The following is a 20,181-nucleotide window of genomic DNA, read 5'->3' on the forward strand; positions in this document are numbered from 1 at the left end:
TGGGGGGCTGTGCGCGGGGGTCGATGTGGACCGCTCAAGGACTACTATCCCGGGTCGTATGTGACCTGGGTCCTGTGGGGCGGCTCACCGCCGGACGGCCCGGATCTCACCCTCCGTGGCGGCCCGTACGCCTTTCAGGGGAAGGTTTGGGTTGATTTGTTCCCTCAGGATCGAAGGCCACGGGTGCATCGAACGCCGCTTTCCGGGTCGCCCGCCGCAACGCCTTCAGCAGGGTCCCGCCGAGCGTGAGGGTCAGTACGACGGTCAGCGCGGCCCGGCCCAGGTCCCAGCCCATCGAGGTCACCAGGCAGTACAAGAGGAAGCGCGCGAGGTTCGCCGGGACCGGGTCCCCGGGGTGGAAGGAGATGCCCTGGTTCGTGCTCTGAATGATCACCCACCCCTGAAGGTTCATGATCGTGCCGTACGCGAACGAGCCGAGGAACCCGTACAGCGCGAGCATCGCCAGCTCGGCCCGCCCGCGGATCCGGTCCGGCCCCGGCAGCAGCCCGGCGCCCAGCGAGAACCAGCCCATGGCCAGCATCTGGAACGGCATCCACGGCCCGACACCACCCGTGAGCAGGGCCGACGCGAACATCGTCACCGCGCCCAGGACGAAGCCGAAGCCCGGGCCGAGGACCCGGCCGCTCAGCACCATCAGGAAGAACATGGGCTCCAGGCCGGCCGTACCGGCGCCGAGGGGGCGCAGCGCGGCCCCGACCGCGGCCAGTACGCCGAGCATGGCGACGGCCTTGGCGTCCATCCCGTCGTCGGCGATGGACGCGACGACCACACCGACCAGGAGCGGGAGCAGGGCCGCGAAGAGCCAGGGGGCGTCCTGGGCATGGGCGAAGCCGGACTGGCGGTCGGCGAGGAGCGGCCAGCCGAAGGCGGCGAGACCGATGAGGGTGACGAGGACCAGGGCGGCGGCGGCGCGGGGGCCGATGCGGAGGGGGCGGGAACGGGGGCGGCCGGCCGGGGTGGCCGGGACGGCCGGGGTGGGGGTGTTCATGAGCCGGCCCGGGTGGAGAGGGCCGCCGCGACCTGGGAGACCGTGAGCCAGTGGCCCGGGGCCAGGATCTTGGCCACCTGAGGGGCGAAGGCGGGGGAGGAGACGACGACCTCGGCGGTCGGGCCGTCCGCGACGATCTCGCCGCCGGCCAGGATCACCACGCGGTGGGCCAGCTCGGCGGCGAGCTCCACGTCGTGGGTGGCCAGGACGATGGCGTGGCCGTCGGCGGCGAGCCCGCGCAGGATCTCCACGAGTCGGGCCTTGGCGGCGTAGTCCAGACCGCGGGTCGGCTCGTCGAGGAGCAGCAGGGCCGGGCGGCCGGTCAGGACCAGCGCCAGGGCGAGGGCCAGGCGCTGGCCCTCGGAGAGGTCGCGCGGGTGGGTGTCGTCGGGGACGTCGGGCAGGAGCGCGGCGACGAGGGCACGGCAGGTGCCGGGCGCCTGGCCGGCGTCGTGGTCGGCGGCGGTGCACTCGGCTGCGACGGTGTCGGCGTAGAGGAGGTCGCGGGGCTCCTGGGGGACGAGGCCGACGCGGGTCACCATCTCGGGGGGCGGCGTGCGGTGGGGGGTGCGGCCGCTGACCGTCACCTGGCCCGTGGTGGGCTCAAGGGTGCCGATGAGGGTGGCGAGGAGGGTGGACTTTCCTGCGCCGTTGCGGCCCATCAGGGCGATGGTCTCGCCCCTCGACACGGTGAGGTTGATGTCGCGGAGGACTTCGGCGCGGCCGCGGCGGAGGGAGACGGCCTTGACCGTGGCCGGGGTGGGCGCGGTTGCCCCCGTGGGGCCGGTGGCTCCGGAGGCTCCGGTGGTGTCGGCCTGGGCCGACTGAGGGGTGCGGAGGCCGGGGCGGCGCAGCCGGGCGAGCAGGCCGGGGCGGGGTGCGGGTGCGGTGCCGCCGTCGGGGCGGGGGCCCTGCGGGCGGCCGTCCCCTACCCACCCTTCGCCCGTTCCCCGGGGCTGCGCCCCGGACCCCTTGCGGGGCTGCGCCCCGGAACCCGCCGGGGGCTGCGTCCCGGTACCGGCATGGGGCTGCGCCCCGGCCTCGGGCTGTGTTCCGGCCCCCGCCACGGTCTGGGGCTGCGCCCCCCGGCCCGTCGGTGTCGGGGCGGTCGTGGTCAGGCGGGTGCGGAGGGGGGCTGCGCGGCGGCGGGCGTCGCGGATGGAGAGGGGGAGGGGGGACCAGGCTGCGAGGCGGCCCAGGGCCACTACCGGGGGGTGGACCGGGGAGATGGCCATGATGGCGGAGGGGGTGCCCAGGACGGGGGGTGCGCCCGGGGAGGGGAGGAGCAGCACGCGGTCGGCGTACTGGACGACCCGCTCCAGGCGGTGTTCCGCCATCAGGACGGTCGTGCCCAGGTCGTGGACCAGGCGTTGCAGGACGGCCAGGACCTCTTCCGCCGCGGCCGGGTCGAGGGCGGACGTCGGCTCGTCCAGGACCAGGACGCGCGGATGCGGGGTCAGGACGGAACCGATCGCCACCCGCTGCTGCTGGCCTCCGGACAGGGTGGCGATGGGGCGGTCGCGGAGGTCGTTCAGGCCGAGGAGGTCGAGGGTCTCCTCGACGCGGCGGCGCATGACGGAGGGCGGCAGACCCAGGGACTCCATGCCGTAGGCGAGCTCGTCCTCGACGACGTCCGTCACGAAATGGGCGAGCGGGTCCTGGCCGACCGTGCCGACCACGTCCGCGAGCTCCCGCGGCTTGTGCGTGCGCGTATCGCGGCCGGCGACCGTGACCCGGCCCTTGAGGGTGCCCCCGGTGAAGTGCGGGACCAGACCCGAGACCGCGCCGAGGAGCGTGGACTTGCCGACGCCGGAGGGGCCGACCAGAAGGGTCAGCTCGCCTTCCGGGAGCGTGAAATCGGCGTGCGCGAGGGAGGGGGCGGCCGCGCTCTCGTACGTCACCGATACGTCTTCGAAATGGATCACGGGGCTCATGACTCCTTCGGGAGCGGGGCCACCAGCGCCGGGAGGAGGCCGATCAGGATCGCCGCGGCCGGCCAGAGCGGGAGGGTCGGGACGACGAGGGGGACGACGCCGGGGCGCAGGGCCTCCGGGTCCAGGGATGCGGCCCGGATGAGGAGTGCTGCCACCGCCGCGCCCGACCCGGCGACCAGCCAGGCCCGTACGCCCCACCGGTCAGGCCGGTACCGGGTCCGGATCGACCGGCGGCCGCCGAGGCGCAGCCCGGCCAGGGCCAGGAGCAGGGAGAAGAGGAGGAGGGTGAGGCCGTAGCCGGCGCCCTCCGCCGCCAGCAGCCCGTACGTACCCGCGCACATGCCGAGCAGCCCGCCGAGGGTGAGCACGTTGGTGGTGTGTCGGACGGCGGCGGGAACGTGTGCGGTGCGGCCGTAGCCGCGGGCGTCCATGGAGGCGGCGATGGCCACCGAGCGTTCCAGCGCGCCCTCCAGGACCGGCAGGCCGATCTGGAGGATCGCCTTGATCCCGCCGGTGGGACGCCCGCGCAGGCGGCGGGCCGTACGCAGGCGCACCACGTCCGCGACCATGTTCGGCGCGAAGGTCATCGCGACGACCACGGCGACACCGACCTCGTACAGGGCCGCGGGCAGGGACTTCAGCAGCCGCGCCGGATTCGCCAGGGCGTTGGCGGCGCCCACGCAGATGAGGAGCGTGGCCAGCTTCGCGCCGTCGTAGAAGGCGAAGACGAGCTGCTCGGCGGTGACCCGGCCACCGAGCCGGATGCCCTGCGTCCAGTCCGGGAGCGGGACCTCGGGGAGGGTGAAGAGGATGTGCGCGCCGGGGATGGGGGAGCCGAGGAGCATGGAGAAGACGAGGCGCAGGCCGATGACGAAGAGCCCGAGCTTGACGAACGCCCCGTAGGAACGCGCCCACGGGGCGTCGGTACGGCGGGCCGCGACCACGTACCCGGCGACGCCGACGATCAGGCCGAGGAGGAGCGGGTTGGTGGTGCGGGAGGCGGCGGTGGCGAGCCCGAGGGCCCAGAGCCACCAGGCACCCGCGTGCAGGGCGTTGCCACGCGTGGCCTCGGGGGCATGCCAGATTCTTTTGTACGTCGGCACGTGCCGGGTGCCGGTTGCCCTGTCGGGGGCGTGGCCGGTCAGGGGTGGGACGTCGCCTGACGCGCCGTGGGGCGTGCGCCCGGCCTGCGGCCGGGCGGGGTTCCCGCCCGCACCACCCGTGCGGGTGGACGGGCGGGTGCGGGTGGCCCTGGTGGTGGGTTGCCCGCCGTCGGCGTCCGTCCCGCCGTTCTCCTTGGGGCCGTCCGTCATCGGGTGCGGCGGCGGCGGGACTGCCAGAAGGCCGCCGCGCCCAGGGCGGCCACCGCTGCGATGCCCGCGAGGAGGCCCGCCGACGGGCCCCCGCTGTCGGAGTCGGCGGACGTGTCGGCGGGCTTGTCCGGGGCCGGGGTGGCGGCCGTGTCCGCGATGGGTTCGCCGCAGCCCTGCTTCGGGTAGCCCGAGACCGCGCACAGCAGCGCCGCGCTGTTGTAGCGCAGCGGTTTGGCGACCTCGGCCAGCGCTTCGGCCGTCGTGGCGTCCGGGCCGACCTGTGCGCAGGCCGTCCGCGGAGCGTCCTGCGGCGGGGTCTCGCCCGCCTGGGCTTCGGCGGGCGTGCCGAAGTCGATGACCAGGGCGATCCGCTTCTTGCCCGCCACCGGGGCGGTGCCCGAGCAGATGGCTGCGAAGTCGGCGTCCGCGCGCGGCGGGGCGGCCTGATCGGCCGCGTCCTTGCTCACCGCGAAGTGGAAGCCCTGCACGGAACCGTCCGCCGGGCGCAGCGAGGAGGGGCCCTGGGTGGCGTACGCCCACTTCCCGCCCGCGCCGTCCCAGAACGACCAGTAGCGGTAGGTCGAGGCCAGGGCGGGGGAGGCGGCCAGCACCGTCAGGATGACACCGAGGACGAGGACCGGCAGAGCCGGACGGCTGCGGCGGCGCATCAGAGCTGGTTCCGCTTCCGGCGGCCGCTCAGCACGATGCCGATGCCCATGCCGGCCGCGGCGCCCGCGAGGATCATCCACCAGACGTTGCTGCCGGAGTCCTTCTCCTTCTTCTCGTCCTTCTTCTCCGCCGGCTGGTCGGACGCCTTCGCGGAGGCGCTCTGCGGCGCCGGGCCCGTCGCGTTCAGCGCCGCGACCAGGTCGGTGCCGCCGAAGGACTTCGGGTCGGTGCCCGTCGCGTGCGCGGCCAGGACCAGGGTGCCCAGGGCGGCCGGGCTGCCCTTGGACCATTCGGCGGAGTTGGTCTTCAGCCACTCCAGGGCGCCCGCCGCGGACTGCTTGTGCCCGGCCGCGGCCAGCGCGATGACCGCGTCGGCGGTGTTGCCGGTGTCCGGGGTCGGCTGGTCGGCGCCCGGGGTGAGGGCCGTGAGGTGGCCGTCCTTCTTCAGGGCCTGCGCCAGGTATCCGGCCGCGCCCTGGGCCGCCGCCGCCGGGTCACCGGCGGTCGCCGGGCAGGCGAGCGCGGCCGCGGGGGTGTCCGTAGGAGAGGAGGAGGGGGAGACGAGCGCGCCCTTGCCGAGGCCGGCCAGTACGGCGGCGGCCGTCGCGTCGGCGTTGGCGGGGAGCTTGCCGTCGGCCGTCGGCTGGTAGGCGAAGGCACCCCGGTCGGCGGCCGGCTCGGCCGAGCAGCCGAGCTGGAAGGCGAGCAGCCCCTCGTACGCGGACTTGCCGGTCTTGGACTTGACCTCGGCCGGCTTCTCGCCCGCCGTCGCCAGCGCGCTGATCACCACGGAGGTGGAGCTGGCCTCGCTGGGGGAGCCGGGGACGTAGGCCCAGCCGCCGTCCGCGTTCTGGACGGACTTCAACCAGTCCACGCCCTTCTTCACGGCCGCGTCCTGGCCGCCGAGCGCCTTCAGCGCCTGCACGGCCACCGCGGTGGCGTTCGTGTCGAGCATCGTCTTCGCGTCGCAGGCGACGGCCGTGTCCGCGCGGAAGGACGCGTAGCCGCCGTCGGCGCACTGCTGGCCGACGAGCCAGTCCACGGCCTGCTGCGCGGGCTTCACGCCCACGGTGTGCTGGGCGAGCAGCGCGAACGACTGCCGCCACACGCCGTCGTACGTCGGGTCGTTCTTGCCGTAGAGCCCGGAGGGGACGACGGGCGCCGGGGAGGGCGTGGCGACATCGGCGAGGGCCGCGGGGGCCGCGCCCACGCAGAGCACGGCGGAGACGGCGAGCGTGGCGGCGCTGCGGCGGACGTTCATGGCGGGGCGGGTGCCTCTCGTGCTGGGGACCCGGAGGCAGGCAGCACAGCGGTGGAGGCTGGCACCGGGCTCCGGCTCCGTTTACCTCGACGGTGCCGGCCGCCGGAGGACCCGGCGGCACGAGCCGCGCACCTCCGGCACGGGGCAATCCGGCTCCCCGCCCCGGTGCTGCCGGGGTGGGTCACGGTTGCGGGTCAGCGCCGGATTCGCACCGGCTTCCCCCCGTACGGAAGTGTGGACGACGCCCATACTCTACCGGCCCGTAGCTCCGCTGCCGGGTGGCGCCGCCCACCCGCACCCCTTACACGGCCCGGTACGTCACGGGGTCGCTGCCCGGCACCGCCTCCGCGCGGCCCTGCTTCACCAGGCGCCGCAGGTGGGCCTCGGCTTCGGAGACGGCGATGTTGCGGGAGCCGTACGGGATCTGCTCCCAGGGCCGGTTCCACTCCATCCGCTCCGCCAGCGCCCACGGGGTCAGCGGCTCGGATGCGAGCAGTTCCCGCAGCCCGGTCAGCCGGTCCTCGTGGTGGTCCAGGAGCTCCCGTACGCGGCCCTGGGCGTCGGTGAAGGCGTGCTGGTGGGCCGGCAGCACCTCGGCGGGCTGGAGGCGGCCGATGCGTTCGAGGGAGTCGAGGTAGTCGCCGAGGGGGTCGGTGATCCGCTCGGAGGAGGGGTCCTCGTAGAGGCCGATGTGCGGGGAGATCCCCGGGAGCAGGTGGTCCCCGGAGAAGAGGCGGCCGTTGCCGGGCAGGTTCGCCGGGTGCTTCTCCTCCAGGTGCAGGCAGACGTGGCCGGGCGTGTGTCCGGGGGTCCAGATCGCCCGCAGCCGGCGGCCGGACAGCGGCAGCAGCTCGGCGGGCACGATCTCCCGGTCGGGGACGGCGGCGCGCAGCCCGGGGAGGGTGCTCATGCGGCCGCTCGCGCGGGCGGCGCGCAGCGGGGCGATGTGCTCCTCGGGGGCGCCGGAGGTGGCCAGCTTCTCGGCCATGTAGTCGAACCAGACGCCGGGTTCGGAGGACCGGGTCCGCACCACGATCTCGGTGTCGGCGGCGTGCATGGCGATCCAGGCGCCGGAAGCCTCGCGGACCTGCCCGGACAGGCCGTGGTGGTCGGGGTGGTGGTGGGTGATGACCACGCCGTGCACGTCGGCGACGGCGATGGAGAGGGCGCCGAGGCCGGCGACGAGGGTGTCCCAGGACTCGGGGTCGTCCCAGCCGGTGTCGATGAGGACCGGGCCGCGGTCGGTGTCGAGGACGTGGACGAGGGTGTGGCCGAGCGGATTGTCGGGGATGGGGACCTTGATGCCCCACACGCCGCCGCCGTGATCGGTGACGTGAGGTGCCACGTCAGGGGTGTCCTCTGCCATGAGGGGCTCCGCTCTTACGGGCTCTAACAGGAACGTGTTGCATTAGTCGCCCAAGTCGACCACTTCTGCGGGCTCCTGACTAGTCGTTGGATCTTCGAGGTCTCGGCAGAACCGATGCACGGGCGGTTCGGTCAGTGCCGTGGACTCCTAGAACTAGAACTGGTATCAGTTCTGCAACGCCAAGCCGCAGGAGGCATCAGCCATGACCGAGCTCGTGGAACACGGAAAACTGTTCATCGGCGGGGAGTGGACGGATCCGCTGGGCTCCGACACGATCAAGGTCGTCTCGCCCCACACCGGGCAGGTCATCGGCAGCGTCCCGCACGCCTCGAAGGCGGACGTCGACCGGGCCGTGGCCGTGGCCCGCAAGGCCTTCGACGAAGGCCCCTGGCCGCGCACCACGCTCGAAGAGCGCATCGCCGTCGTCACCCGGATCAAGGACGCCATAGCCGTCCGCCACGAGGAGATCGCCCGCTCGATCAGCTCCCAGAACGGGTCCCCGTACTCCTGGAGCATCCTCGCCCAGGCCCTCGGCCCGATGATGGTCTACGACGCCGCGATCACCGTGGCCCGCGACTACCCCTACGAGGAGTTCCGCCAGGGCGTCCTCGGCCCGATCCTCGTCCGGCGCGAGGCCGTCGGCGTCGTCGCCGCCGTCATCCCGTGGAACGTCCCGCAGTTCGTGGCCGCCGCCAAGCTGGCGCCCGCGCTGCTCACCGGCTGCACGGTGATCCTCAAGCCGTCCCCGGAGGCGGTCCTCGACTCCTACATCCTCGCCGACATCGCCCGCGAGGCCGGACTGCCCGAGGGCGTGCTGTCGATCCTGCCCGCCGACCGCGAGGTCAGCGAGTACCTCGTCGGCCACCCGGACGTGGACAAGGTCGCCTTCACCGGCTCCGTGCCCGCCGGCCGGCGGGTCATGGAGGTCGCCTCGAAGAACCTCACCCGCGTGACCCTCGAACTCGGCGGCAAGTCCGCGGCCGTCATCCTCCCGGACGCCGACCTCGACACCGCCATCGCCGGCATCGTCCCCGCGGCCTGGATGAACAACGGCCAGGCCTGCGTGGCCCAGACCCGCGTCCTCGCCCCGCGCAGCCGCTACGAGGAGATCGCCGAGGCGCTCGCCGCCGCGGCCTCGGCGCTGGTCGTCGGCGACCCGATGGACCCCGCGACGCAGCTCGGCCCGCTGGTGGCCAGGCGGCAGCAGCAGCGCTCGCTCGACTACATCCGGATCGGCCAGGAGGAGGGCGCCAAGGTCCTGTCCGGCGGCGGGCGTCCGGGCGCCTCGGGCCTGGACCAGGGCTGGTACGTGGAGCCGACCCTCTTCGGAGACGTCGACAACTCGATGCGGATCGCCCGCGAGGAGATCTTCGGCCCGGTCGTCTGCCTGATCCCGTACGGGGACGAGGCGGAGGCTCTGCGGGTCGCCAACGACTCGGAGTTCGGGCTCAGCGGCAGCGTCTGGACCGGCGACGTCGAGCACGGCATCGACTTCGCGCGGCAGGTGCGGACCGGCACCTTCAACGTGAACACCTTCAGCCTCGACATGCTCGGACCGTTCGGCGGCTACAAGAACAGCGGCGTCGGGCGGGAGTTCGGCCCCGAGGGGCTGAGCGAGTACCTGGAGCACAAGATGATCCACCTCCCGGCAGGCTACGCACCCCCCGCGGCCGGTGCGTGATGGGTGACCGGTGGCACGTCGAGGTGGACCGTGGGGTCTGCATCGGCTCGGGGATGTGCGTGAACCACGCCCCGGACGGCTTCACCCTCGACTCGGCGCGGCAGTCGCATCCGCGGGTGGCGGAGACGGACGCGAGCGAGCCGGTGCTCGCGGCGGCCGAAGGGTGCCCGGTCGAGGCGATCGCGATCACCCTGCTGGGGAGCGGCGAGGCGGTGTTCCCTCCGGAGGAGTGAGCGGGCCGCCGGGGCGGGGGCCAGGGGCGGGCCCTTGGCTCCCGGTCCAGGCCCCCGGCGAGTTGCCGCGTGCGGCGCCGTTGCCGGGGGCCAGTCCCCGGACCCCTGCGCCTCAAACGCCGGCGGGGCTGGATGTGGCCGGCCCCGGCCCGCGGCCACCGCGCCGCCGGACCCGAAGGGCCGGCGCCGCGCCGAGATGCTGGCCTGCGTGGCGCCCTGGCAGGCGAGCGTGCTCGCCCGCGATGCCGTGAAGGGGTACGAGGCCACCATCGCGACGCTGGAGCGGCGCGGGTGGAAGCGCGGGGAGCGCCGGCAGGTCGACATGCTCACCCACACGACCCTGACGAAGCAGGGCTGGACGGTGCTCGCCCGCCGCTACGACTTCTCCGGCGGCAAGGGGCCCGGGCTCGGCATGCCCGACATGCTGTCCTTCATGGCCACGGACCAGGCGTGCGGGGAACGTTTCACGGACGCCGAGCTCGAAGAGGCCTTCGAGGACGACGAAGCACAGGGGTAGCCCCGCCCCCGCTACGGCGGGATCAGGACTTTTTCGGAACCGCCGCAGGGGTCGCCGTAGGGGGCTGCGGGGCCGTGAGGTCGATCAGGCGGCAGACCGTTTCGATGTCTATCTTCACCTGCGCGATCGAGGCCCGGCCCGACAGCCAGGTGATCAGGGCCGAGTGCCAGGTGTGCTCGATGACCCGGACCGCGGACAGCTGTTCCGCCGTCGGCGGGGCGTCCAGGCCCATGGCGTCCAGGATGATCGCCGTCGTCAGCCGGGAGACCGTGTCCACCTCGGGGCTCACGCTGCGGTCCGCGAAGGTGAGGGCCCGGACCATCGCGTCCGCCAGGTGCGGCTCGCGCTGCAGCGCGCGGAAGGCGCGCATCAGGGTCTCCGCGACCCGGGCCGCGGGCTCGTCCCCGGCCGGCGGGCGCTTGCGCAGCGTTCCGTGCATGTGCTGGAGCTGGTCCTGCATGGTGGCGACGAGCAGGTGCACCTTGGAGGGGAAGTACCGGTAGAGGGTGCCCAGGGCCACGCTGGAGGACTCCGCCACCTCGCGCATCTGCACCGCGTCGAAGCCGCCGCGGCTCGCGAGCTGGGCGCTGGCGTGCAGGATCCTCCTGCGGCGTGCCTCCTGGCGCTCCGTCAGGGGCGGAGACGCCGGTGTGGTGACGGCTGGGGTCACGGCCTTCGCTTCCGCTGTCATCTGTCCCGTTCCGGTTCCAAGGCGTTCCAGTTCCAAGGCGTTCATGCGTGTGCGGGGCTGCCGCCAGGTGCTCGCGCGCCCAGCATGGCAGGCGCCCGAGCCGTGGCGCGAATCACCCGCCACCCCTCTTACGGTGTGGTTTCCGGCCGGTAGATTCAATGCTCTTCAACGGATCAAGTCTGAAACTTGTTCTACATTATCCGAGCGGTTACGCTCCGGCGAAAGTGCAGGGAGAAGGGGGCCGAGAGTGACCGCAGAGGCCATGGTGACGAGCCCTCTCACGGGTCCGGCCGCCGACGGCAGCCGCCCGTTGCGGATCGCACTCCTCACCTATAAGGGGAACCCGTTCTGCGGTGGCCAGGGCGTCTACGTCCGCCACCTCGCGCGCGAGCTCGTGAAGCTGGGCCACACCGTCGAGGTCATCGGCGCGCAGCCCTACCCGGTGCTCGACACCGACGCCCTCACCGGCGCCGGCGCCACGCTCACCGAGCTGCCCAGCCTGGACCTCTACCGCAGCCCCGACCCGTTCCGCACCCCCAAGCGCGACGAGTACCGCGACTGGATCGACGCCGTCGAGGTCGCCACCATGTGGACCGGTGGATTCCCCGAGCCGCTGACCTTCTCGCTGCGGGCGCGCCGTCATCTGGCGGCCCGCGCAGGTGAGTTCGACGTGATCCACGACAACCAGACCCTCGGATACGGGCTGTTGGCGGACCTCGGTGCCCCGCTGGTCACCACCATCCACCACCCCATCACCGTCGACCGCGAGCTGGACCTGGCCGCCGCCAAGGACCGCAGGAAGCGCGCCTCCGTGCGGCGCTGGTACGGGTTCACGCGCATGCAGGGCCGCGTCGCACGCCGGCTGCCCTCCGTGCTCACCGTGTCCGGCTCCTCCAAGAAGGAGATCGCCGAGCACCTCGGCGTCCGGGGCGAGCGCATCCACGTCGTCCACATCGGAGCCGACACCGACCTCTGGTCGCCCGATCCCGCCGTGGCCGAGGTGCCCGGGCGGATCGTGACCACCTCCAGCGCCGACGTCCCGCTCAAGGGGCTCGTGCACCTCGTCGAGGCGCTCGCGAAGCTCCGTACCGAACAGCCCGACGCCCACCTCGTCGTCGTCGGCAAGCGCGCCGAACAGGGCCCGGTGGCCCGCGCGATCGAGACGTACGGACTCCAGGACGCCGTCCGCTTCGTCAAGGGCATCACCGACACCGAGCTCGTCGACCTCGTCCGCAGCGCCCAGGTCGCCTGCGTGCCCTCGCTGTACGAGGGCTTCTCGCTCCCGGCCGCCGAGGCCATGGCCACCGGCACCCCGCTGGTCGCCACCACCGGCGGCGCGATTCCCGAGGTCACCGGCCCCGACGGCGAGAGCTGCCTCGCGGTGCCGCCCGGCGACGCGGGCGCGCTGGCCGCCGCCCTGGGCCGGCTGCTGGGCGACGCGGAACTGCGCACCCGGCTCGGCGCCGCCGGCCGCGAGCGGGTGCTGTCCCGCTTCACCTGGGCCAAGGCCGCCGAGGGGACCGTCGTCCACTACCGCGCCGCCATCGAGCGGGCGGCGGCGGGCGCGCAGGCACCGAAGGCGCCCAAGGGCCCCAAGGCTGCGCATGCCGTGCCGGCCGCGCAGGCCCCGAAGGCCGCAACGACCCGGTGAACTCCACCTTCCGTCCGAAGCAGTTCCCCTCCCCACTCCGCGACCGCGAAGGCAGGACCACGTGCTGACCGTCGATTTCTCCCGGTTCCCGCTCGCCGCAGGCGACCGCGTACTCGATCTGGGCTGCGGCGCAGGCCGGCACGCCTTCGAGTGCTACCGGCGCGGCGCCCAAGTGGTCGCCCTCGACCGCAACGGCGAGGAGATCCGCGAGGTCGCCAAGTGGTTCGCCGCGATGAAGGAGGCCGGCGAGGCCCCGGCCGGCGCCACCGCCACCGCGATGGAGGGCGACGCCCTCGCGCTGCCCTTCCCCGACGAGTCCTTCGACGTCGTCATCATCTCCGAGGTGATGGAGCACATCCCCGACGACAAGGGCGTCCTCGCCGAGATGGTCCGCGTCCTGAAGCCCGGCGGGCGCATCGCCATCACCGTGCCGCGCTACGGCCCCGAGAAGATCTGCTGGGCGCTCTCCGACGCCTACCACGAGGTCGAGGGCGGCCACATCCGCATCTACAAGGCGGAGGAACTGCTCGGCAAGATGGAGTCCGCGGGCCTCAAGCCGTACGGCACCCACCACGCGCACGGCCTGCACTCGCCGTACTGGTGGCTCAAGTGCGCCTTCGGCGTCGACAACGACAAGGCGCTGCCCGTCAAGGCGTACCACAAGCTCCTGGTCTGGGACATCATGAAGAAGCCCGCGCTCACCCGGCTCGCGGAGCAGGCACTGAACCCGGTCATCGGCAAGAGCTTCGTCGCCTATGCCACCAAGCCGCACCTCCCCGTCGGCGCGGCCGCCGCCGAGGCCGTGGGCGCCGCGCAGTGAGCTCTCCCGAGCGCACCGCACCCGAACACCTGGTCCTGGACGGCGTACTGACCGCCGAGCAGGCCGCCGCCACCGTCGCCGGGATCCTCGCCGCGCAGCGCTCCGACGGGGCCATCCCCTGGTTCCGCGGGCACCACCTCGACCCGTGGGACCACACCGAGGCCGCCATGGCCCTCGACGCGGCCGGCGAACACGAGGCCGCCGAGCGGGCCTACGACTGGCTGGTGCGCCACCAGAACGAGGACGGCTCCTGGTACGCGGCCTACGCCGACCGCGAGGACGGGGTCGACACCCGCGAGCCGCAGGACGCGAGCCGGGAGACCAACTTCGTCGCGTACCTGGCCGTCGGCGTCTGGCACCACCACCTGTCCACCGGCGACGAGGCCTTCCTCGACCGGATGTGGCCCGCCGTGTACGCGGCCGTCGAGTTCGTCCTGCGGCTCCAGCAGCCCGGCGGCGAGATCGGCTGGAAGCGCGAGCCCTCCGGCGCGGACGTCGCCGACGCGCTGCTCACCGGGTCCTCCTCCATCCACCAGGCGCTGCGCTGCGCACTGGCGATCGCCGAGTACCGGGGCGATCCGCAGCCCGACTGGGAACTGGCCGCGGGCGCCCTCGGGCACGCGATACGCCGGCACCCGGAGCGGTTCCTGGACAAGTCCCACTACTCCATGGACTGGTACTACCCCGTCCTCGGCGGGGCGCTGACCGGTGCGGAGGCCAAGGCCCGGATCGAGGAGCGGTGGGAGGAGTTCGTCGTCCCGGACCTCGGCGTACGGTGCGTGCTGCCGAACCCCTGGGTGACCGGCGGGGAGTCCTGCGAACTGGCGCTCGCGCTGTGGGCGACGGGGGAGTCGGACCGGGCCCTGGAGATCCTGCGCTCCATAGGCCACCTGCGGGCCGACAACGGCATGTACTGGACCGGGTACGTCTTCGACGACCGGGCGGTCTGGCCCGTGGAGCAGACCACCTGGACGGCGGGCTCGCTGCTCCTCGCGGTGGCCGCCCTCGGCGGCGACGAGGCCACCGGCACGGTCTTCGGCGGCCTGACGCTGCCGGCCGGCCTGGAGCCGGACTGCTGCGGCTGAGCCGCCTCTTCTGATCTTGCCGGGCCCGCCCGAGTACGGATCGTCCCCCGGCCCGTGCCGGGGGACGGACACCGGCACGGGCCTGTCAGAGGCCGTGGGCGTGCCGGTCAGGGGGCGCGGGGGTGCGGGCGCGCCGGTCAGCGGCGGTCAGCGCCGGTCAGCGGCGGTAGAGACGGCCGGCAATGGCGTGGCCGATGACGAGGTAGGCGACGGCCGCGATGCCGTAGCCGACCACCACCTGGATCCAGTCTCGGTCGAAGGTGAACAGGTCGTAGGACCAGCCGGCCAGCCAGCTCGCCGCACCGTGGATGAAGTCGACCAGTCCGTTCCCCTGGTTGGCGTCCAGCAGGTACAGCAGGATCCACAGGCCGATGATGAAGGCCATGACGTCCGCCACGACCGCGACGGCGCGGCCCGCCTGGCTGCTTCCTCTGGTGTGCACTCGCGTGTGTGTGGGCATGCCGCTCGTGTTGCCGCATTCGGGCCGGGTAAACCCGAAGAAGTCGGAGACCTGAAGGCGGAGACCCGAAGGCGGAGACCCGAAGGCGTAGACCCGAACGGGTCGCCCGGGTGGCGGAGTCGGGTGGCCGGGGTGAGGCTGCGGGGGACGCCTCAGTCCCCGGAGGAAACCCGTGTCCGTACCCACCACAGCCGTCCGTTTCCGCCGTGCCCTCACGGCGGTGCTCCTGTCCTGTGCCCTGCTCGGCGGTGCCACCGCCTGCGGCTCGGGCGGTGGCGACAAGACCGCCGCCGGTCAGGCCGACGAGGTCTCGGTGGCCATGGCCGCGTTCGCCGAGGCCGACGCCGCGGCTTCCGCCGAGGACGCGGAAGCGGCCGCCGCCACGCCCTCGGCCAGCACCCCGGAAGAGAAGCAGAAGTTCGCCAAGACCCGCTTCGTCGCCAACGCGGGGCTCGCGGCCGGTGCCACTTACCAGTGGATCATCAAGCCGTACAAGGCCGGCAAGTTCAAGAAGGGCGCCAAGGGCCGCACCTTCGCCCTGGTCAAGGCGGGGCTCGCGGGCGCCTTCGCCTACAACCGGCTGAAGGCGGCGAGCGAGAACGCCAAGGGCGACCCGCTGCTGTCGAAGGCCGTGGGCCCGCTGACGGCGGGCATCGACTCCCTCAAGGGGCTCGGCTCCAAGCTGCGCAAGGGCCAGGCGGGCGACGGCGACATCGGTGCCTTCGAGGACGTCATCAACAGCGTGAAGGAGGCCGGGAAGAGCGCGGGCGCCACGGTGACCGACAAGATCCCGAGCGCCGGGCAGCTGACCGGCTGAACCAGCTGAGCGCAGCCGGCGGCTCCTCGGAGCCGCCGCCCTGGAACAGGCCGGACCGGAGCATTCCGGTCCGGCCTGTTCCTGTTCCACCTGTTTGAATGGGGCGGTGATCGAGTACGTGGTCCTCGCCGGCGCCGCCGCCGGAACCGCCTGGCTGATGCGCCGCAAGCACCTCCGGCGCCAGGCCGTCGCGCCCGTTCCCGGCATCCCGTGCATGGCGCGACGGCCCGCGGGCACCGGCCGCTGGCGCAGCGGCCGGGTCTACGCGGACCGGGGCGCGGCCCGCTGGGTGCCGAGCCGGGGCGAGCCGGTGTCCCTGACCGGCGGCCGGGCCGCCGGCGTACGGGCTCCCTCCGTGAAGGAGGGGATCTCCATCAACCCCGGCTCGCGGATCGTGACCTGCGAGTTCGAGGCCGACGGCATCGCGGGCGGCATGGAGATCGCCGTGATGCCGCTGGACCTGCGGGAACTGCTCGCCGCGGTGGAGCAGTCGGACGCGGGGGCGGCGGGGGCGGCGGGGGCGGCGGGGACGACAGGAGCGACAGGGACGGCAGGGACCGACTCGGACTAGGCCGTCCCTTCGTCGCGCCGCCCGCCGCGGAAGCGCCCGGGCGGGATCCCGTGGGCCCGTTTGAAGGCGTGGGCGAAGGCGTACTCCGAGGTGTAACCGGAGCGGGCCGCCAGGACCGACAGGGGCGTGTCGGTGGTGCGCAGCAGGCGCGCGGCCGTGGTCATGCGCCACCACGTCAGGTAGGCGAGTGGCGGCTGCCCGACGCGTTCGTGGAACCGGCGGGCGAACGCGGCCCGCGACAGCCCGGCCCGTGCCGCCAGGGAGGCGACCGTCCAGGGGTGCTCCGGTTCGCCGTGGACGGCCGCCAGCGCGGCGCCGACGGCGGGGTCGGCGAGCGCCGCCGCCCAGCCCGTCCGCCCGGCCTTCCCGTCGGGACCGCCGGCTCCATCGGCTCCACCGGCTCCACCGGCCCCATCGGCCCCGCCCGGTCCGGAAATCCCGCCCACGTGTGCCCGCAGGACGTACAGCAGCAGCACGTCCAGCAGGGCCGGGAGCAGCGTGTCCGTCCCCAGCCCGGGCTCCTCGGCCTCCCGGGCCAGCAGGGCCACCGCCTCGGTCGCGCCGGGCTGCCCGCCCGGCAGGTGGAGCACCTCGGGGAGCTCGCGCAGCAGCGGGTGAGCGAACTCCGCCTCGATCCGGTACCCGCCGCACAGGGTCACGGTGACCGGCCCGGCGCCCGGTTCCCCGACGGTGTCCCGGACGAGCAGGGCGGGTTTGCGGGTGGGGTCCCAGCGGGGTTCGGCCGGTTCCGCCGACGGCTCGCCGAGCAGGGTGTACCCGTGCCCGTGCGGCAGGAACAGCACGTCCCCGGGGTTCAGGCGGACCGGCCCCGAGGCGGTCTCCAGCAGGCAGCTCCCGCTGAGCACCACCTGGAACCCGGCGGACCCGGGGACCGCGGGGAACCGTTGGCCCCAGGGCGCGTGCCACCGTACGAGCGCCGACGTGGGCCTGCCCGTACGCATGAGCGCGATGACATCGCTGAGTACGTCCACGCCCGGCAGCTTAGACGGGTGCGCAGGAAACATGGATCCTCGCACATGGATCGTCTTCCTCCCGGCTCATAGCGTGGGGTCATGAACGCACCCCGACAGTCCGCCGCCACGATGCTCGCGGCCCGCATCCACGCCTACGGCGGCCCCGCCGTCATCCGCCACGAGGAGGTGCCGGTCCCCGTCCCGGCTCCCGGCGAGGTCCTCGTGGAGGTGGCGGCCACCTCCTTCAACCCGTCCGAACTCGCCCTGCGCGCCGGGTGGCTGCGGGAGGTCCTGCCCCTGGACCTGCCGTACGTCCCGGGCTGGGACCTGGCCGGCACGGTCGTCACCACCGGGGAACGGGTGATCGGCCGGCTGGACGCGGGCGGAACCGCCGCCCCGTACGTGTCCGTCGCCCCCGGACTGCTGGTCCCCGCCCCCCGCTCCCTCCCCCTCACGGCGGCGGCCGCGATCCCGGTGGCCGGACTGACGGCCTGGCAGGCGCTGTTCGAGGCGGCCGGGATCGGCCCGGGCAGCCGGATCCTGATCAACGGGGCCGGCGGCGGTGTGGGCGCCTTCGCCGTGCAGCTCGCGCGCTGGGCCGGGGCCACCGTCGTGGCGACCGCGAGCCCGCGCAGCGCCCCGGCGGTGTGGCGGTACGGGGCCCGGCGGGTGATCGACCACACGGCCGGTCCGCTCCACGCGGCCCTGGAGGGCGAACTCCTGGACGCCGTGCTCAATCTGGCCCCGATCGCCCCGCAGGCCGCCGCCGCCCTGCCGGCCCTCCTCGGACCGGGCGGCGTGGCGGTCTCCGTGGCGACCCCGATCCCCGGCGGCATCCACCTGGTGGCCCGCCAGGACACCGGGCAGCTCGCGCGCCTGGTCGAGCTGGTCGACGCGGGCGACCTGGAGGTCGGCCCCGCCGCGGTCCGTCCGCTGGCCGACCTGGCCGACGTACACGCGGAAGCGGAAGCGGGAACCCTCGTCCGCGGAAAGACGATCCTGGTTCCGGACCCGAGCCGGCGCACCGCCTAGTGCTCTCTTCCGGCCTAGGTGTTCAGCTCCGCCAGGACCCGCAGGGTGTGCGGGTCGGGGGCGGTCAGGAGCAGGTCGGTCACCGGGCCCTTGCGCCACAGCTCCAGGCGTTCGGCGATCCGTTCCCGCGGGCCGACCAGGGAGATCTCGTCCGCGAAGGCGTCCGGGACGGCCATGACGGCCTCTTCCTTGCGTCCGGCCAGGAACAGCTCCTGGATCCGGTGCGCCTCCTCCTCGTAGCCCATCCGGCCCATGAGGTCGGCGTGGAAGTTGCGTGCCGCGTGCCCCATTCCGCCGATGTAGAAGCCCAGCATCGCCTTGACCGGGAGCAGTCCCTCGGAGACGTCGTCGCAGACCTTGGCCCGCGCCATCGGGGCGATCATGAACCCCTCGGGGAGCTCGGACAGCGAGGCCTGGTAGACGTCCGTGCGGGTCGGCGACCAGTAGAGGGGGAGCCAGCCGTCCGCGATGCGGGTGGTCTGGGCGATGTTCTTCGGGCCCTCCGCGCCGAGCAGGAGGGGCAGGTCCGCCCGCAGCGGGTGGGTGATGGGCTTGAGCGGCTTGCCGATGCCGGTGCCGTCCGCGCCCCGGTACGGATGGCTGTGGAAGCGGCCGTCCAGCTCGACCGGGGCCTCGCGGCGCAGCACCTGGCGGATGACGTCCACGTACTCCCGGGTCGCCGTCAGGGGGCTGGAGGGGAAGGGGCGCCCGTACCAGCCTTCGACCACCTGCGGCCCGGACAGGCCGAGGCCCAGCATCATCCGGCCGCCGGACAGGTGGTCCAGGGTCAGGGCCTGCATGGCGGTGGCGGTGGGGGTGCGGGCGGCCATCTGCGCGATGGCGGTGCCCAGGCGGATCCGCGAGGTGTGCGCGGCGATCCAGGTGAGCGGCGTGAAGGCGTCCGAGCCCCAGGCCTCGGCGGTCCACACGGAGTCGTAGCCGAGGTTCTCGGCTTCGGCGGCGAGGTCGAGGTGGTCCGGATTGGGGCCGCGGCCCCAGTAGCCGAGTGCGAGTCCGAGGCGCATGTGACGGTCCCCTCCACGAATCTGACGATGCGTCAGGTGACTGTAGGGCAACGGCCCCCCGCCCGGAAGGGCGGGGGGCCGTCGTCACGTCGTACGGGCCAGTCGTGCGGGCCGAGTCGTACGGGCTGCGTCGTGCGTGCGGGCTCGCGGGATCAGCCGCGCTGAATGCCCGAGGTGTCGTTCAGGACGCCGCGGCGGCCGTCCTGGGTCTGGGCGATCAGGGTGGCCGGACCGCGCTGTTCCACGGCCAGGTACCAGGTGCCGGGCGCGAGCTCCGCGATCGGGGCGGGGTTGCCGTCCTCGGCGAAGAGCGGACGGGCCACCGGAACGGCGAACCAGAACGGAGTGAAGTCCGCCGCCGGGGCCGGCTGCGGGGCGGCGTCCTGCGGGGTCTGGGGCTGCTCGTGGCCGCCGCCGTAGGGCGGGACCGGCTGCGGGGCGGCCCCGTACGGCTGCGGCTCCTGGCCGCCCGGGTATCCGTACCCGGCGCCCGGCTGCGGCTGGCCGCCGTACGGCGGGACGGCCGCGGCGGCGGGCTTCGGGTCCGGCACGAGCTGCGCGGCGAGCGCGGGGATCTTCGGGCCGAAGAGGGTCACGCCGGCCAGCGCCGCCGTGGCGAGGAAGGCGATGACGGCGCCCGCGCCGAGGTCGTTCCCCGTCGGGCAGATGATCAGCCCCCACAGCGCGGACCAGGCGGCCGCGACGGAGAGCACCGTGCCCCAGGCCTGGAAGGGAAGGCCCAGGAGCTGGCGTCCGGCGGGCTGCAGGCGTCCGGCGACGAGCAGGCCGACGGCGATGAACGCGATCAGGAAGATGCTCGGCAGCACCAGGCCGTACGAGTCGGTGTCCCACGCGCTCTCTGTGTCGACGTTGGTCACGGAATAGAAATCGAGGAACGAGGCGATGAACAGCAGCGCCGCTGCTCCGATCACCACGCCGTCGCCTCGAGTGAGGGAGCGGATGTTCACGTCTTAGGTGTCCTTCTCGGTCTCGGTCGTCTCGTGGTGCCGTGGGCGCCCGCCGTGAAGCAGGGGGCGGGCGGCACCATGGTACGGAGCTTTGCCGCGGCCGA

General features: G+C 73.6%; 20 protein-coding genes and 1 riboswitch. Of the genes, 9 read left to right on the forward strand and 11 right to left on the reverse strand.

The window, feature by feature from the left end; all coding sequences use genetic code 11:
- Positions 1-106 precede the first annotated feature (106 nt).
- The 6 genes from ACFWBW_RS15895 to ACFWBW_RS15920 all read right to left on the reverse strand — a co-directional run bounded on the left by ACFWBW_RS15895 (position 107) and on the right by ACFWBW_RS15920 (position 7,552).
- Positions 107-1,009, reverse strand: a complete 903-nt coding sequence (locus ACFWBW_RS15895) for an ECF transporter S component (protein ID WP_385372754.1) — start codon at positions 1,007-1,009, stop codon at positions 107-109.
- Positions 1,006-2,934 (reverse strand): ATP-binding cassette domain-containing protein, encoded by a 1,929-nt coding sequence (locus ACFWBW_RS15900; RefSeq protein WP_385372756.1) that lies wholly within the window; start codon positions 2,932-2,934, stop codon positions 1,006-1,008. Before ACFWBW_RS15900 ends, ACFWBW_RS15895 begins: the two co-directional genes overlap by 4 nt.
- Positions 2,935-2,939: 5 nt before the next feature.
- The gene (locus tag ACFWBW_RS15905; protein WP_385372757.1) at positions 2,940-4,256 is read right to left on the reverse strand and encodes an energy-coupling factor transporter transmembrane component T; all 1,317 of its coding nucleotides are present in this window, start codon (positions 4,254-4,256) and stop codon (positions 2,940-2,942) included.
- A complete protein-coding gene (locus tag ACFWBW_RS15910; RefSeq protein ID WP_385372759.1) occupies positions 4,253-4,924 on the reverse strand; it encodes an SCO2322 family protein in 672 nt (223 codons plus the stop codon). Before ACFWBW_RS15910 ends, ACFWBW_RS15905 begins: the two co-directional genes overlap by 4 nt.
- Entirely contained in the window at positions 4,924-6,186 is a 1,263-nt protein-coding gene (locus ACFWBW_RS15915) for a prenyltransferase/squalene oxidase repeat-containing protein (protein WP_385372761.1), read from the reverse strand. Before ACFWBW_RS15915 ends, ACFWBW_RS15910 begins: the two co-directional genes overlap by 1 nt.
- A 142-nt stretch (positions 6,187-6,328) precedes the next feature.
- Positions 6,329-6,408, reverse strand: a riboswitch (cobalamin riboswitch).
- Positions 6,409-6,487: 79 nt separating this feature from the next.
- Positions 6,488-7,552, reverse strand: a complete 1,065-nt coding sequence (locus ACFWBW_RS15920; RefSeq protein ID WP_385372763.1) for an MBL fold metallo-hydrolase — start codon at positions 7,550-7,552, stop codon at positions 6,488-6,490.
- A gap of 202 nt (positions 7,553-7,754) precedes the next feature.
- Between ACFWBW_RS15920 and ACFWBW_RS15925 the strand changes: the two genes are divergently transcribed.
- The 3 genes from ACFWBW_RS15925 to ACFWBW_RS15935 all read left to right on the forward strand — a co-directional run bounded on the left by ACFWBW_RS15925 (position 7,755) and on the right by ACFWBW_RS15935 (position 9,983).
- A complete protein-coding gene (locus ACFWBW_RS15925; protein WP_385372765.1) occupies positions 7,755-9,233 on the forward strand; it encodes an aldehyde dehydrogenase in 1,479 nt (492 codons plus the stop codon).
- Positions 9,233-9,466 carry a ferredoxin gene (locus ACFWBW_RS15930; protein WP_385372766.1) on the forward strand — a complete coding sequence of 78 codons (234 nt, stop codon included), beginning with the start codon at positions 9,233-9,235 and terminating at the stop codon, positions 9,464-9,466. Before ACFWBW_RS15925 ends, ACFWBW_RS15930 begins: the two co-directional genes overlap by 1 nt.
- Positions 9,467-9,674: 208 nt before the next feature.
- Positions 9,675-9,983, forward strand: a complete 309-nt coding sequence (locus ACFWBW_RS15935; protein WP_385372767.1) for a hypothetical protein — start codon at positions 9,675-9,677, stop codon at positions 9,981-9,983.
- Between the two features lie 22 nt (positions 9,984-10,005).
- Here ACFWBW_RS15935 and ACFWBW_RS15940 read toward each other — a convergent pair whose 3' ends face one another.
- Entirely contained in the window at positions 10,006-10,674 is a 669-nt protein-coding gene (locus ACFWBW_RS15940) for a TetR family transcriptional regulator (protein ID WP_385372769.1), read from the reverse strand.
- A gap of 247 nt (positions 10,675-10,921) precedes the next feature.
- Between ACFWBW_RS15940 and ACFWBW_RS15945 the strand changes: the two genes are divergently transcribed.
- The 3 genes from ACFWBW_RS15945 to ACFWBW_RS15955 all read left to right on the forward strand — a co-directional run bounded on the left by ACFWBW_RS15945 (position 10,922) and on the right by ACFWBW_RS15955 (position 14,230).
- Entirely contained in the window at positions 10,922-12,325 is a 1,404-nt protein-coding gene (locus ACFWBW_RS15945; protein WP_385372771.1) for a glycosyltransferase family 4 protein, read from the forward strand.
- Between the two features lie 61 nt (positions 12,326-12,386).
- On the forward strand, positions 12,387-13,145 hold the full coding sequence (locus tag ACFWBW_RS15950; protein ID WP_385372773.1) for a class I SAM-dependent methyltransferase: 759 nt from the start codon (positions 12,387-12,389) through the stop codon (positions 13,143-13,145).
- Positions 13,142-14,230, forward strand: coding sequence for a prenyltransferase (locus tag ACFWBW_RS15955; RefSeq protein ID WP_385372775.1), 1,089 nt, complete (start codon positions 13,142-13,144; stop codon positions 14,228-14,230). The genes ACFWBW_RS15950 and ACFWBW_RS15955 overlap by 4 nt, the downstream gene beginning before the upstream one ends.
- A 157-nt stretch (positions 14,231-14,387) precedes the next feature.
- Here ACFWBW_RS15955 and ACFWBW_RS15960 read toward each other — a convergent pair whose 3' ends face one another.
- Positions 14,388-14,690, reverse strand: coding sequence for a hypothetical protein (locus ACFWBW_RS15960; protein WP_385372777.1), 303 nt, complete (start codon positions 14,688-14,690; stop codon positions 14,388-14,390).
- Positions 14,691-15,009: 319 nt separating this feature from the next.
- On the opposite strand from ACFWBW_RS15960, the gene ACFWBW_RS15965 reads away from it, so the two are divergent.
- Both ACFWBW_RS15965 and ACFWBW_RS15970 read left to right on the forward strand, forming a co-directional pair.
- On the forward strand, positions 15,010-15,507 hold the full coding sequence (locus tag ACFWBW_RS15965; protein ID WP_385372875.1) for a hypothetical protein: 498 nt from the start codon (positions 15,010-15,012) through the stop codon (positions 15,505-15,507).
- A gap of 106 nt (positions 15,508-15,613) precedes the next feature.
- Positions 15,614-16,078, forward strand: coding sequence for a hypothetical protein (locus ACFWBW_RS15970; RefSeq protein ID WP_385372779.1), 465 nt, complete (start codon positions 15,614-15,616; stop codon positions 16,076-16,078).
- Here ACFWBW_RS15970 and ACFWBW_RS15975 read toward each other — a convergent pair.
- The gene (locus tag ACFWBW_RS15975) at positions 16,075-17,070 is read right to left on the reverse strand and encodes an AraC family transcriptional regulator (RefSeq protein WP_385372781.1); all 996 of its coding nucleotides are present in this window, start codon (positions 17,068-17,070) and stop codon (positions 16,075-16,077) included. The genes ACFWBW_RS15970 and ACFWBW_RS15975 overlap by 4 nt on opposite strands.
- Before the next feature lie 81 nt (positions 17,071-17,151).
- On the opposite strand from ACFWBW_RS15975, the gene ACFWBW_RS15980 reads away from it, so the two are divergent.
- On the forward strand, positions 17,152-18,084 hold the full coding sequence (locus ACFWBW_RS15980; protein ID WP_385372783.1) for an NADP-dependent oxidoreductase: 933 nt from the start codon (positions 17,152-17,154) through the stop codon (positions 18,082-18,084).
- Between the two features lie 14 nt (positions 18,085-18,098).
- On the opposite strand, the gene ACFWBW_RS15985 is transcribed toward ACFWBW_RS15980, so the two are convergent.
- Together ACFWBW_RS15985 and ACFWBW_RS15990 are read right to left on the reverse strand one after the other, a co-directional pair.
- Positions 18,099-19,109, reverse strand: a complete 1,011-nt coding sequence (locus ACFWBW_RS15985) for an LLM class F420-dependent oxidoreductase (protein WP_385372785.1) — start codon at positions 19,107-19,109, stop codon at positions 18,099-18,101.
- 152 nt (positions 19,110-19,261) lie between these two features.
- Positions 19,262-20,077, reverse strand: a complete 816-nt coding sequence (locus ACFWBW_RS15990) for a hypothetical protein (protein WP_385372786.1) — start codon at positions 20,075-20,077, stop codon at positions 19,262-19,264.
- Positions 20,078-20,181 lie beyond the last annotated feature (104 nt).

The sequence above is a fragment of the Streptomyces sp. NPDC059957 genome (assembly GCF_042730015.1).
In the GTDB taxonomy this organism is placed as follows: Bacteria; Actinomycetota; Actinomycetes; order Streptomycetales; family Streptomycetaceae; genus Streptomyces.

Coding starts and splice junctions, on each gene's coding strand:
- ACFWBW_RS15980 (WP_385372783.1), top strand. CDS start 17,152: ATGAACGCACCCCGACAGTCCGCCGCCACGATGCTCGCGGCCCGCATC.
- ACFWBW_RS15960 (WP_385372777.1), bottom strand. CDS start 14,690: ATGCCCACACACACGCGAGTGCACACCAGAGGAAGCAGCCAGGCGGGC.
- ACFWBW_RS15930 (WP_385372766.1), top strand. CDS start 9,233: ATGGGTGACCGGTGGCACGTCGAGGTGGACCGTGGGGTCTGCATCGGC.
- ACFWBW_RS15940 (WP_385372769.1), bottom strand. CDS start 10,674: ATGACAGCGGAAGCGAAGGCCGTGACCCCAGCCGTCACCACACCGGCG.
- ACFWBW_RS15905 (WP_385372757.1), bottom strand. CDS start 4,256: ATGACGGACGGCCCCAAGGAGAACGGCGGGACGGACGCCGACGGCGGG.
- ACFWBW_RS15910 (WP_385372759.1), bottom strand. CDS start 4,924: ATGCGCCGCCGCAGCCGTCCGGCTCTGCCGGTCCTCGTCCTCGGTGTC.
- ACFWBW_RS15965 (WP_385372875.1), top strand. CDS start 15,010: ATGGCCGCGTTCGCCGAGGCCGACGCCGCGGCTTCCGCCGAGGACGCG.
- ACFWBW_RS15895 (WP_385372754.1), bottom strand. CDS start 1,009: ATGAACACCCCCACCCCGGCCGTCCCGGCCACCCCGGCCGGCCGCCCC.
- ACFWBW_RS15925 (WP_385372765.1), top strand. CDS start 7,755: ATGACCGAGCTCGTGGAACACGGAAAACTGTTCATCGGCGGGGAGTGG.
- ACFWBW_RS15985 (WP_385372785.1), bottom strand. CDS start 19,109: ATGCGCCTCGGACTCGCACTCGGCTACTGGGGCCGCGGCCCCAATCCG.
- ACFWBW_RS15915 (WP_385372761.1), bottom strand. CDS start 6,186: ATGAACGTCCGCCGCAGCGCCGCCACGCTCGCCGTCTCCGCCGTGCTC.
- ACFWBW_RS15920 (WP_385372763.1), bottom strand. CDS start 7,552: ATGGCAGAGGACACCCCTGACGTGGCACCTCACGTCACCGATCACGGC.